Annotated in this window: 10 protein-coding genes; all 10 read left to right on the top strand. The window is 60.3% G+C overall.

Translation table 11 applies throughout. The features are described 5' to 3' along the window. The first annotated feature begins 5 nt into the window (after positions 1 to 5). On the top strand, positions 6 to 1,538 hold the full coding sequence (gene hutH / locus ACIOZM_RS25035; RefSeq protein ID WP_401218638.1) for a histidine ammonia-lyase: 1,533 nt from the start codon (positions 6 to 8) through the stop codon (positions 1,536 to 1,538). A gap of 101 nt (positions 1,539 to 1,639) precedes the next feature. After that, positions 1,640 to 2,845 carry an imidazolonepropionase gene (gene hutI, locus ACIOZM_RS25030; protein ID WP_401218635.1) on the top strand — a complete coding sequence of 402 codons (1,206 nt, stop codon included), beginning with the start codon at positions 1,640 to 1,642 and terminating at the stop codon, positions 2,843 to 2,845. 10 nt (positions 2,846 to 2,855) lie between these two features. Next, on the top strand, positions 2,856 to 3,659 hold the full coding sequence (gene hutG, locus ACIOZM_RS25025) for an N-formylglutamate deformylase (protein ID WP_401218633.1): 804 nt from the start codon (positions 2,856 to 2,858) through the stop codon (positions 3,657 to 3,659). 251 nt (positions 3,660 to 3,910) lie between these two features. Continuing rightward, positions 3,911 to 4,870: a choline ABC transporter substrate-binding protein gene (locus ACIOZM_RS25020; RefSeq protein WP_401218630.1), complete on the top strand. Its 960-nt coding sequence runs from the start codon at positions 3,911 to 3,913 to the stop codon at positions 4,868 to 4,870. A 179-nt stretch (positions 4,871 to 5,049) separates the two neighbouring features. Next, positions 5,050 to 5,955: an alpha/beta hydrolase gene (locus tag ACIOZM_RS25015; protein WP_401218627.1), complete on the top strand. Its 906-nt coding sequence runs from the start codon at positions 5,050 to 5,052 to the stop codon at positions 5,953 to 5,955. A 104-nt stretch (positions 5,956 to 6,059) separates the two neighbouring features. Continuing rightward, complete coding sequence (pip, locus tag ACIOZM_RS25010) at positions 6,060 to 7,031, top strand: prolyl aminopeptidase (RefSeq protein ID WP_401218624.1); 972 nt, start codon at positions 6,060 to 6,062, stop codon at positions 7,029 to 7,031. Further along, positions 7,028 to 7,465, top strand: coding sequence for a D-aminoacyl-tRNA deacylase (gene dtd, locus ACIOZM_RS25005; protein ID WP_401218621.1), 438 nt, complete (start codon positions 7,028 to 7,030; stop codon positions 7,463 to 7,465). Before pip ends, dtd begins: the two co-directional genes overlap by 4 nt. Positions 7,466 to 7,786: 321 nt before the next feature. Next, the gene (locus ACIOZM_RS25000; RefSeq protein WP_401218618.1) at positions 7,787 to 9,595 is read left to right on the top strand and encodes a glucan biosynthesis protein G; all 1,809 of its coding nucleotides are present in this window, start codon (positions 7,787 to 7,789) and stop codon (positions 9,593 to 9,595) included. Continuing rightward, the gene (mdoH, locus tag ACIOZM_RS24995; RefSeq protein WP_401218615.1) at positions 9,588 to 12,158 is read left to right on the top strand and encodes a glucans biosynthesis glucosyltransferase MdoH; all 2,571 of its coding nucleotides are present in this window, start codon (positions 9,588 to 9,590) and stop codon (positions 12,156 to 12,158) included. Before ACIOZM_RS25000 ends, mdoH begins: the two co-directional genes overlap by 8 nt. A gap of 175 nt (positions 12,159 to 12,333) precedes the next feature. Further along, positions 12,334 to 12,662: transporter substrate-binding domain-containing protein (locus tag ACIOZM_RS24990; RefSeq protein ID WP_401218613.1), on the top strand; the 329-nt coding region annotated here is incomplete at its 3' end.

The raw sequence follows: 12,662 nt of genomic DNA, 5'->3' as shown, positions 1-12,662 counted from the left end.
ACAAAATGACTGCGCTGAACCTGATTCCCGGCCAACTGAGCCTGGCCCAACTGCGTGAGATTTATCAGAACCCGGTCAAGCTGAGCCTCGACAACAGCGCTTCCGCGCAGATCGAAGCCAGCGTCGCCTGCGTTGAGCAGATTCTCGCCGAGAACCGCACCGCTTACGGCATCAACACCGGTTTCGGCCTGCTGGCTTCGACCCGCATCGCCAGCGAAGACCTGGAAAACCTCCAGCGTTCGCTGGTGTTGTCCCACGCCGCTGGCGTCGGCCAGCCGATCAGCGATGCGCTGGTGCGTCTGGTCATGGTGCTCAAGGTCAACAGCCTCAGCCGTGGTTTCTCCGGCATTCGCCGGGTGGTGATCGACGCGCTGATTGCACTGATTAACGCCGAGGTTTACCCGCACATTCCGTTGAAAGGTTCGGTCGGTGCTTCCGGCGACCTCGCACCGCTGGCGCACATGTCGCTGGTGCTGCTGGGCGAGGGCAAGGCGCGTTACAAGGGCGAGTGGATGGAGGCGACCGAAGCGTTGAAAATCGCCGGTCTGACGCCGCTGACACTGGCTGCCAAAGAAGGTTTGGCGCTGCTCAACGGCACACAGGTTTCCACCGCGTTTGCTCTGCGTGGCCTGTTTGAAGGTGAAGATTTGTTTGCCGGCGCGCTGGCGCTGGGCGGTCTGACCGTTGAAGCGGTGCTCGGCTCGCGTTCGCCATTCGATGCGCGCATTCATGCCGCTCGTGGGCAGAAAGGCCAGATCGATGCCGCCGCTGCTTACCGCGATCTGCTCGGTGAGCGTAGCGAAGTCTCCGACTCGCACCAGAATTGCGAGAAGGTTCAGGACCCGTACTCCCTGCGCTGCCAGCCACAAGTCATGGGCGCCTGCCTGACCCAGTTCCGTCAGGCCGCCGAAGTGCTGGCCGTCGAAGCCAACGCGGTGTCCGACAACCCGTTGGTATTCGCTGCTGAAGGCGACGTGATTTCCGGCGGTAACTTCCACGCTGAACCCGTCGCCATGGCCGCTGACAACATGGCGCTGGCGATCGCTGAAATCGGCTCGCTGAGCGAACGCCGCATCTCGCTGATGATGGACAAGCACATGTCGCAACTGCCGCCGTTCCTGGTGGCGAATGGCGGGGTGAACTCCGGTTTCATGATCGCGCAAGTGACCGCAGCTGCACTGGCCAGCGAGAACAAGGCCTTGTCCCATCCGCATTCGGTGGACAGCCTGCCGACCTCGGCCAACCAGGAAGACCACGTCTCCATGGCGCCTGCTGCCGGCAAACGCCTGTGGGAAATGGCCGAAAACACTCGCGGGATTCTCGCGGTGGAATGGCTGGCGGCGGCTCAGGGTCTGGACCTGCGCAATGGTCTGAAGACTTCGGTGAAACTGGAACAGGCGCGGGCGATTCTGCGCAAGGAAGTAGCGTTCTATGAGAAGGACCGGTTCTTTGCGCCGGACATCATTGCCGCGACTGATCTGCTGGCCTCGCGCTGCCTGACTGAACTGATTCCAGCCAAGCTTTTGCCTAGCCTGTGATGGACTCATCGCCAGCAGGCTGGCTCCCACAGGGGTATGTTTTCCAAGTGTGGGAGCCAGCCTGCTGGCGATTCGATTTTGAATACTGTGGAGACTAAGGGATGAAAACCCTCTGGCAACACTGCCACGTCGCAACCATGGCGCAAGGCGTCTACTCGATCATCGAGGATGCGGCCATCGTGACGTCCGGTGCGCATATCGAGTGGATCGGCCCGCGCCATCTTCTGCCTTCCGGCGAATATCCGGCGGTCAATGATCTGCAAGGCGCGTGGGTCACCCCCGGCCTGATCGACTGCCACACCCACACGGTGTTCGGCGGCAACCGCAGCGGCGAATTCGAAAAACGCCTGCAAGGTGTCAGCTACGCGGAAATTGCTGCAGCCGGTGGTGGCATCGCCAGCACCGTACGCGCCACCCGTGAAGCCACTGAAGACGAACTGTTCGCCAGCGCCGCCAAACGCCTGAAAAGCCTGATGCGCGACGGTGTGACCACGGTCGAAATGAAATCCGGTTACGGCCTCGATCTGGCCAACGAACGCAAGATCCTGCGGGTCATCCGTCGCCTCGCCGCTGAACTGCCGATCAGCGTGCGCAGCACCTGTCTGGCGGCTCACGCGCTGCCGCCTGAATACAAGGATCGCGCTGACGATTACATCGAGCACATCTGCGCCGAAATGCTGCCATCGCTGGCGGCTGAAGGGCTGGTCGATGCCGTGGATGCGTTCTGTGAATACCTGGCGTTCTCGCCAGAGCAGGTTGAGCGGGTGTTCATCGCCGCACAGCAACTCGGTTTGCCGGTGAAATTGCACGCTGAACAATTGTCCTCGTTACACGGCTCCAGTCTGGCGGCGCGTTACCACGCGTTGTCGGCTGATCATCTGGAGTTCATGGACGAGGAGGACGCCATCGCCATGGCCGCATCCGACACCGTCGCGGTGCTGCTGCCGGGTGCGTTCTACTTCCTGCGCGAAACCCAATTGCCGCCGATGGATGCGCTGCGCAAGCACAAGGTGAAAATCGCCATCGCCAGCGACCTCAACCCCGGCACCTCGCCGGCGCTGTCGTTGCGCCTGATGCTGAATATGGCCTGCACCTGTTTCCGCATGACCCCGGAAGAAGCCCTGGCTGGCGCGACCATTCACGCCGCGCAAGCGTTGGGCATGGCCGAGACTCACGGGTCGCTGGAAGTCGGCAAGGTCGCGGATTTTGTCGCTTGGCAAATCGACCGCCCGGCGGATCTGGCGTACTGGCTCGGTGGTGATCTGGACAAACGCGTCGTGCGTCACGGCGTTGAATCAAGTCTGTAGGAGAGCGGTTGTGGATAAGGTTCTGAACTTCAAACAAGGTCGCGTACCGCTGCTGATCAGCATGCCCCACGCCGGCACTCGTCTGACCCCGATTGTCGAGGCCGGGCTGATCCCCGACGCGAAAAGCCTGCCGGACACCGATTGGCATATTCCGCAGCTGTACGACTTCGCAGAAGAACTGGGCGCCAGTACGCTCGCGGCCGAATATTCGCGGTTTGTCATCGACCTCAACCGTCCGTCCGATGACAAACCGCTGTACGCAGGCGCTACCACCGGCCTGTATCCGGCGACGCTGTTCGATGGCATTCCGCTGTTTCGCGAAGGGCACGAACCGTCGAAAGAGGAGCGTGCGACGTATCTGCAACAGATCTGGACGCCGTACCACCGCACCTTGCAGCAAGAGCTGGCGAGGTTGAAGGCCGAGTTCGGTTACGCGTTGCTGTTCGATGCGCATTCGATCCGCTCGATCATCCCGCACCTGTTCGACGGCAAGCTGCCGGACTTCAACCTCGGTACCTTCAATGGCGCCAGTTGCGATCCACAACTGGCCACGCAACTGGAAGCGATCTGCGCCCGCCACGGCGACTACAGCCACGTGCTGAACGGACGCTTCAAGGGCGGTCACATCACCCGGCATTACGGCAATCCGGCGCAGAACATCCATGCAGTGCAACTGGAACTGGGGCAGTGCACTTACATGGAAGAGTTCGAACCGTTCCGCTACCGCGCCGATCTGGCGGAGCCTACGCGGGTGGTGCTCAAGGAATTGCTGCAAGGCTTCCTGGCCTGGGGCGAAAAACACTACGCGCAATAACGTCAGGCACATACCTCCTGTAGGAGTGAGCCTGCTCGCGAAAGCGGAATGTCAGTCGCTGAAGTGTTGACTGAACAACCGCAATCGCGAGCAGGCTCACTCCTACAGGTGCGGTGTTCACTTTGGGTCGCCACCGTGCAAAACACGGTCGCCACAGTTCGCTTTTGCCGCTCGACGGCTGGGTAATGTTTCGGCCACGGTGCGCAGACACCGATCCGACAATAATCCGCTGCCGCTCGAGACCGCTCCCGATGACAAGACCGATAACCCAGTTGTTAGCGCGTTGTGCGTTGATCCTCTCCGGCAGTGCGCTGCTCAGCGCCGGCGCCATGGCCAGTGACGACGCGTCCTGCAAAACCGTACGCATGGGCGTGGTCAACTGGACCGACGTCATCGCCACCAGCGGCATGGCCGATGTACTGCTCAACGGCCTCGGCTATGAAAGCAAGCAGACCAGCGCCGTGCAGCAGATCATCTTCGCCGGCATCCGCGACAAGCGCCTGGACATCTTCCTCGGTTACTGGAAACCGGCGATGGACAACAACATCGCGCCATTCCTCGCCGCCAATCAACTCAAAGTCATGCCCAAGCCCAGTCTGGCCGATGCTCAGGCGACCCTCGCGGTGCCGGAATATGTTGCGGCGGCGGGGCTGAAAACCTTTGCCGATATCGCGAAATTCAAGGATCAACTCGGCGGCAAGATCTACGGGATCGAGCCGGGCAGCGGTGCCAACACCACGATCAAAACCATGATCGAGACCAATCACTTTGGCCTAAAGGACTTCAAAATTATCGAGTCCGGTGAGGCCGGGATGCTCGCCGCCGTGCAGCGGGCGGTGAACCGCAAGGAATTCGTGGTGTTCGTCGGCTGGACCCCGCACCCGATGAACATCAACATGAAGATCACCTACCTGACCGGTAGCGAAGACGTCTACGGCCCGAACGAAGGTGCCGCGACAGTCTCGACCGTGACCGCGCCGGATTACGCCGAACGCTGCCCGAACGTTTACCGCTTGCTGGGAAACCTGAGCTTTACCGCCGCGCAGGAAAGCCAGTTGATGGTGCCGATCATGGAGCGCAAGACGCCTCAGGAAGTGGCGAAGGCCTGGCTGCGTGAGCATCCCGAAGATCTGCAGCGCTGGCTGGCGGGTGTCAGCAGCGTGGATGGCAAGGACGGCGTAGCGACGGTGCAGGCCAGCCTGAAAAACTGACACCTGAATGTTCCGGATCACCAACCACACATTGTGGCGAGGGGATTTATCCCCGTTGAGTCGCGTAGCGGCCCCTCTCTTGCGTGAAGAGCAGCGGGACTGCTGCGCAGTCCAACGGGGATAAATCCCCTCGCCACGGTACTGAGTCATCTAAAAGATTTTGTTCAAGCCGAGGGCTTATGGCTCCCTACCGACTTTCAGCGTCAATGGCGGCATTTGTCGCCAGGACGCTCAGTTTCAGCAGCGATGACAGCAGCCTCGTCGGCCTGCGTCGCGGCTACGATGAAATGTGCCGCGCCTTCACGCCGCAGCCGCCGGTCGGACTTGAGGTGGTGAACTTCCAATTAAGCGGCGTCGCTGTCCGTTCCTACCGTCCGCCGATACAGCCTGCATCCAGCGGCTGGCCGTGCGTGCTGTACCTCCACGGTGGCGGTTGGGTGGTCGGCGGCCTCGACTCCCACGACTTCATTTGCTTCGAGCTGGCCATGGCGTTGGGGGCGATGGTGGTCGCAGTGGATTACCGCTTGGCACCCGAAAATCCATTCCCCGCCGGTTTCGAAGATTGCCTGAGCGTCTGGCGCGCCTTGCGCAGTGGGTTGTTCTGGTTTGATCCAGAAAAAATGCTGGTGGCAGGCGACAGCGCCGGGGGCAATCTCGCGGCCGCGTTATGTCTGGCCCTGCGCGATGCCGGCGAACCGCTGCCGAGCGCGCAAGTTCTGATCTATCCCGGCCTCGGCAGTGACGAGCATTTGCCGTCACGCAGCGAATGCGCCGACGCGCCGCTACTCAGCAGTAGCGACGTCGATTGTTATCACGCGTTGTATCTGCGCGGCAGCGCTGAACCCGACGCCTATGCAATGCCATTGCTCGCCGAAGATTTCACCGGATTACCTCCGGCATTCATTGCTGTGGCGCAATTCGATCCGCTACGTGATGACGGCGTGCGCTACGCCGAACGTCTGACAGACGCGACGCTTTATTACGGCGAAGGATTGGTACACGGCTGTTTAAGGGCGCGCGGACAGGTCGCCGAGGTCGATCGCCTCTACGAAAACCTGCTCGGGTTTATGGCTGACAAATTGTGACTGCGCTGGAGCATGCTCATTGACGTAAATCGGGTTTATGATGCCGGACGGCAGAATAATAGATGTCCCCCCAGGGATGACCTCGACCCCTTACGGAGCGCGCAATGCAGACTTTGTTTCCGCAGATCAAACCCCATGCCCGGCACGATCTGGCTGTCGATGACACCCATACGCTGTACGTCGACGAAAGCGGTTCGCCGGAAGGCCTGCCGGTGGTTTTTATCCACGGTGGTCCCGGCGCCGGATGCGATGCGCAGAGCCGTCGCTACTTCGATCCGAACCTGTATCGCATCGTCACCTTCGACCAGCGCGGTTGCGGCCGTTCGACGCCGCACGCCAGCCTCGAAAACAACACCACCTGGGATCTGGTCGCCGACCTTGAGCGTATCCGCAAACACTTGGGCATCGAGAAATGGGTGCTGTTCGGCGGTTCCTGGGGTTCGACCCTGGCGCTGGCCTACGCGCAAACCCATCCTGAGCGTGTGCATGGTCTGATTCTGCGTGGGATCTTTCTCTGCCGTCCGCAGGAAATCGAGTGGTTTTATCAGGCGGGCGCCAGTCGTCTGTTTCCCGATTACTGGCAGGACTACATCGCGCCGATCCCGCTGGACGAGCGCGGCGACCTGCTCAGCGCTTTCCACAAGCGCCTGACCGGCAACGATCAGATCGCGCAGATGCACGCAGCCAAGGCCTGGTCGACCTGGGAAGGGCGCACCGCGACCCTGCGGCCGAATCCGCTGGTGGTCGATCGCTTCTCCGAGCCACAGCGAGCGCTGTCGATTGCCCGGATCGAATGCCATTACTTCACCAACAATGCCTTCCTCGAGCCGAATCAACTGATCCGCGACATGGGCAAGATCGCCCATCTGCCGGGCGTGATCATCCACGGTCGTTACGACGTGATCTGCCCGCTCGACAACGCCTGGGAATTGCACCAGAACTGGCCGAACAGTGAGTTGCAGGTTATTCGCGACGCAGGCCATGCCGCCTCCGAACCGGGCATCACCGATGCGTTGGTACGAGCGGCCAGTAATATGGCGCGACGCCTGCTCGACTTGCCGCCCGAAGAAGCATGAAGGGTCTATTACAGCGGGTTCGTGGTGCGCGGGTTGAAGTAGCGGGGGAGGTTGTCGGCGCGGTAGATCAGGGTTTGCTGGTGCTGGTGGCCGTCGAACCCGACGACACCCGTGCAAGCGCCGACAAACTTCTGCATAAGCTGCTTAACTATCGGGTATTCAGTGACGCGGAGGGCAAGATGAATTTGTCCCTCGCGGACGTGGGTGGCGGGTTGCTGCTGGTCTCTCAGTTCACCCTCGCCGCTGATACCAGAAGCGGGCTGCGACCGGGTTTTTCGAGCGCGGCGCCTCCGGCCCTCGGTGAGGAGTTGTTCGACTATCTATTAAGCAAAGCGAAACAGATGCATGGCACTGTGGCATCAGGTAGATTCGGCGCGGATATGCAGGTGCACCTAGTCAATGATGGCCCGGTTACCTTTTTGTTACAGACGTGAAAGCACTTGAAACACCTTTTTAGGAAATTTCGACTGTTTTTCGCGTGTATTCGCGATAAATACTTGGTTACCCCTGATGCGTTGTAACGCGGGCTACTAGATAATCGCGCGCTGCGGGGATCGGCGTTCGTTGGTCCATTTTTGACTTAGGTAGAGACTTGTCCGTATCCGATTGGGGAATCATTTTGCCCCTGCGGAGTCGGAACAATGCTCGCCAACTTGGCAAGGGTGCTCTGGAAGGTCGGCTTTTCAAAGCCGATAACCTCACAGGCACTTAATCTGGCCGTTGGTTTTTTGATCTGTTTTCGGCGAGGGTTGCTCGTGATTGTTAGTCCCTGTAATGCAGCAAAATTGTCTGCCAAACGCTTGCGAAGTGCTCTGGTAGCGGGCTCGGCGCTCCTGTGCCTGCTCAGCGCCGGTCAGCTTTGGGCGTTCAGTCTTGACGATGTATCGGCCAAGGCTAAAGAGCTGGCCGGGCAGAAGTTCGAAGCCCCGCGCAGCAACTTGCCGAACGAATTCCGTGACATGAAATTCGCGGACTATCAGAAAATCCGCTTCCTCACCGAAAAAGCCGAGTGGGCTGATCAGAAGACGCCGTTCAAGCTGTCCTTCTATCACCAGGGTATGCACTTCGATACGCCGGTGAAAATCAACGAAATCACCGCGAATACCGTCGAAGAGATCAAATACGACCCGTCGCGCTTTGATTTCGGTGATCTGAAATTCGATCCTAAAGCTACCGAACAACTGGGTTATGCCGGTTTCCGTGTGCTTTACCCGATCAACAAGGCCGACAAGCAAGACGAAATCATGACCATGCTCGGCGCGAGCTACTTCCGCGTCGTCGGCAAGGGTCACACCTACGGCCTGTCGGCTCGTGGTCTGGCCATCGACACCGCGCTGCCGTCGGGCGAAGAATTCCCGCGTTTCCGCGAGTTCTGGATTCAACAGCCGAAGCCGGGCGACAAGCATCTGGTGATCTTCGCCCTGCTGGACTCGGCGCGTGCCACCGGTGCCTACCGTCTGATCCTGCGTCCGGGCAGCGACACCATCGTCGACGTCAAAGCGCAGATGTTCCTGCGTGACAAAGTCGGCAAACTCGGTATCGCACCGCTGACCAGCATGTTCCTGTTCGGCGCCAACCAGCCGTCGAAAGTGCTCAACTATCGTCGTGAACTGCACGACTCCAGCGGTCTGTCGATCCATGCCGGCAACGGCGAGTGGATCTGGCGCCCACTGAACAACCCGAAACATCTGTCCGTGAGCAACTTCAGCGTCGAGAACCCGCGTGGTTTCGGTCTGCTGCAACGTGGCCGTGACTTCAGCCACTACGAAGACCTCGACGACCGCTACGACAAGCGCCCAAGCGCCTGGATCGAGCCGAAGGGCGAGTGGGGCAAGGGCAGCGTTGATCTGGTCGAAATTCCGACCGCTGACGAAACCAACGACAACATCGTTGCGTTCTGGAGCCCGGAAAAAATGCCGGAGCCAGGCCAGCCACTGGACTTCGCCTACCGTTTGCACTGGACCATGGACGAAGCAGCCATCCACGCGCCGGACAGCGCCTGGGTCAAGCAGACCCTGCGTTCGACCGGTGACGTCAAACAATCGAACCTGATCCGTCAACCGGACGGCAGCGTTGCCTATCTGGTCGACTTCGAAGGTCCGTCGCTCGCGGCATTGGCCCCGGATGCGGACGTTCGCAGTCAGGTCAGCGTCGGCGACAACGCCGAACTGGTCGAGAACAGCGTGCGTTACAACCCTGAAACCAAGGGCTGGCGCCTGACCCTGCGGATGAAAATCAAGGACGCGAGCAAAGCGACCGAGATGCGTGCCGCGCTGGTGCAGCAAGTGATTCCGGCTGATCTGGCCAAGTCTTCGGTGCCGGCGTCCAACTCGTCCGTCGCCAAGGCCGACAAGGTTGCCGCCAGGCAGCAAGAGAAAGAAGACAAGGAAGCCAAGGCAGCCGAGGCCAAACAGGCCGACGCCAAGCCAGCCGCAGATGCCAAGGACAAGGCCAACAAAGATGCCAAGCAGCCAGCGGCTGCGGCCCCAGCCACACCGGAATCGGCACCGACTGAAGAAGTCCTGACCGAGACCTGGAGCTATCAGTTGCCTGCCGATGAGTAATTCTCAAGTACAGCCAGAGACTCTTTCCGAGTATCTGGCGCATCTGCCGATGACCGACGAGCAGCGCGCGGAACTCGCGGGCTGCCAGTCGTTCAGCGAATTGCATCAACGCCTGTCGTCCTCGACATTCGACGCACCGACCGAAGCCGCCCAGGCTTCGGTGGGCAAGCGCCTGGTCCTGAGCACTGCCGAAGAGTTGGAAGAAGCGGAAATGCTGGTGCTCGACGCCAGCGGTCGGGTCAGCCTCAAGGCGACACCGCCGATCCGCCGGACCAAGGTTGTACCGGAGCCATGGCGCACCAATATTCTGGTGCGTGGCTGGCGCCGCCTGACCGGTCGCACTAACCCGCCTCAGCCGCCGAAGGACGAAAACGTCCTGCCGGCAGCGCGCTGGCGCACTGTTGGTTCGATCCGTCGCTATATTCTGCTGGTGCTGATGCTCGGCCAGACCATCGTCGCCGGCTGGTACATGAAAGGCATCATGCCGTACCAAGGCTGGTCGTTCGTCGATCTGGAAGAAGTCCTGCATCAACCGCTGATGCAAACCGCCACGCAAGTGCTGCCGTATGCACTGCAAACCAGCATCCTGATTCTGTTCGGGATTCTGTTCTGCTGGGTGTCTGCCGGTTTCTGGACTGCGCTGATGGGCTTCCTTGAGTTGCTTACCGGCCACGACAAATACCGCATCTCCGGCAAAAGCGCCGGCAACGAACCGATTGCCAAGGACGCACGCACCGCACTGGTGATGCCGATCTGCAACGAAGACGTGCCGCGAGTGTTTGCCGGTCTGCGTGCAACCTTCGAGTCGGTCGCCGCTACCGGTGATCTGGATCGCTTCGACTTCTTCGTTCTCAGCGACAGTAACGACACCGACATCTGCGTGGCCGAGCAACAGGCCTGGCTGGATGTCTGCCGTGAAGCCAAAGGCTTCGGCAAGATCTTCTATCGCCGCCGTCGCCGTCGTGTGAAACGCAAGAGCGGCAACCTCGACGACTTCTGCCGTCGCTGGGGTGGTGACTACAAGTACATGGTCGTTCTCGACGCTGACTCGGTCATGAGCGGTGAGTGCCTGACCAGTCTGGTGCGCTTGATGGAAGCCACGCCGGACGCCGGGATCATCCAGACCGCGCCGCGTGCTTCGGGCATGGACACGCTGTATGCGCGCATGCAGCAGTTCGCCACCCGCGTATACGGCCCGCTGTTTACCGCCGGTCTGCACTTCTGGCAGTTGGGTGAATCCCACTACTGGGGTCACAACGCGATCATCCGCATGAAGCCGTTCATCGACCACTGCGCCTTGGCTCCGTTGCCGGGCAAAGGTGCGTTCTCCGGTGCGATCCTCTCCCACGACTTCGTTGAAGCGGCGCTGATGCGTCGTGCCGGCTGGGGCGTGTGGATTGCCTACGACCTGCCGGGCAGCTACGAAGAACTTCCACCGAACCTGCTCGACGAACTCAAGCGTGACCGTCGCTGGTGCCACGGCAACCTGATGAACTTCCGTCTGTTCCTGGTCAAGGGCATGCACCCGGTGCACCGTGCGGTGTTCCTGACTGGCGTGATGTCTTACCTGTCAGCGCCGTTGTGGTTCTTCTTCCTGGTGCTGTCGACTGCGCTGCTGGCGGTAAACACATTGATGGAGCCGCAGTATTTCCTCGAACCCCGTCAGCTTTATCCGCTGTGGCCACAATGGCACCCGGACAAGGCCATTGCGTTGTTCTCCACGACTGTCGTGCTGCTGTTCCTGCCGAAGTTGTTGAGCATCATCCTGATCTGGGCCAAGGGCGCGAAAGAGTTCGGTGGCAAGTTCAAAGTGACCCTGTCGATGCTGCTGGAGATGCTGTTCTCCATGCTGCTGGCGCCGGTACGGATGATTTTCCACACCCGTTTCGTCCTGGCCGCGTTCCTTGGCTGGGCCGCGACCTGGAATTCGCCGCAACGTGACGACGACTCGACACCATGGAGCGAAGCGGTCAAACGCCACGGTCCGCAAACCCTGTTGGGTTTCTTCTGGGCACTGCTGGTGATCTGGCTGAACCCAAGCTTCCTGTGGTGGCTGGTGCCGATTGTCGGTTCGCTGATGCTGTCGATTCCGGTATCGGTGATTTCCAGCCGCGTCGGTCTGGGCCTGAAGTCCCGCGACGAGAGCCTGTTCCTCATCCCTGAGGAATACAATCCGCCAGAGGCGTTGGTGGCCACCGACAAGTACACCCACGAAAACCGTTGGCATGCCCTGAACGACGGCTTTGTCCGCGCCGTGGTCGATCCGCAGCAGAACGCCTTGGCGTGCTCGCTGGCGACCTCGCGTCACGGTCAGGCCGAGCCGATCGAGTTGCTGCGTCAGGAGCGCGTGCGTCACGCACTGAAAGTCGGTCCGGCGGCGCTGAGCAACCATGATCGCCTGCAACTGCTGAGCGATCCGGTAGCCCTGGCGCGTCTGCACGAGCTGGTCTGGAGCGAAAGCCACAGTGAGTGGCTGGACGCCTGGCGTGCATCGGTGAAAGCCGACCCCCATGCGCCGCTGCTGCCGCTGCAACCGGTGAGTCTGCAAGCTCAACCGGCCTAAAAGAGAAGCCCCGCCATCCAGCGGGGCTTTTTTATTGTTAAACAAATCGTCCATTAACGCTTGTGCAAACAAACGAGTGCGTTAGCATCCGTCCCCGAATTGGCGCACCCGGGCATTTTTTGCCCATCACTGTCGGTTTTCGCGCCGCAAACGCAATGGTTTTGGGGACTTGAAGATGAAGAAGTATCTATCGATGCTGCTGGTCGGCGTCACGGCACTGGTTGCAGTCAATGCGGCGCACGCCGGTGCAATCGATGACGCAGTCAAGCGCGGCACCTTGAAAGTCGGCATGGACCCGACTTACATGCCGTTCGAGATGACCAACAAGCGCGGTGAGATCATCGGTTTCGAAGTCGATCTCCTCAAAGCCATGACCAAAGCCATGGGCGTCAAGCTGGAGCTGGTGTCCACCGGTTACGACGGGATCATCCCGGCGCTGATGACCGACAAATTCGACATGATCGGCAGCGGCATGACCCTGACTCAGGAACGCAATCTGCTCCT

This window comes from Pseudomonas sp. NPDC087346 (assembly GCF_044744235.1).
Taxonomy (GTDB): domain Bacteria; phylum Pseudomonadota; class Gammaproteobacteria; order Pseudomonadales; family Pseudomonadaceae; genus Aquipseudomonas.
Note: the sequence above shows the minus strand (reverse complement) of the source record. Positions and strands in the feature narration are given on the sequence as shown.

Bases quoted from the DNA above. Each gene is read 5' to 3' on its own strand.
- hutH (WP_401218638.1), top strand. From the start codon at position 6: ATGACTGCGCTGAACCTGATTCCCGGCCAACTGAGCCTGGCCCAACTG.
- hutI (WP_401218635.1), top strand. From the start codon at position 1,640: ATGAAAACCCTCTGGCAACACTGCCACGTCGCAACCATGGCGCAAGGC.
- ACIOZM_RS25020 (WP_401218630.1), top strand. From the start codon at position 3,911: ATGACAAGACCGATAACCCAGTTGTTAGCGCGTTGTGCGTTGATCCTC.
- ACIOZM_RS25015 (WP_401218627.1), top strand. From the start codon at position 5,050: ATGGCTCCCTACCGACTTTCAGCGTCAATGGCGGCATTTGTCGCCAGG.
- pip (WP_401218624.1), top strand. From the start codon at position 6,060: ATGCAGACTTTGTTTCCGCAGATCAAACCCCATGCCCGGCACGATCTG.
- dtd (WP_401218621.1), top strand. From the start codon at position 7,028: ATGAAGGGTCTATTACAGCGGGTTCGTGGTGCGCGGGTTGAAGTAGCG.
- mdoH (WP_401218615.1), top strand. From the start codon at position 9,588: ATGAGTAATTCTCAAGTACAGCCAGAGACTCTTTCCGAGTATCTGGCG.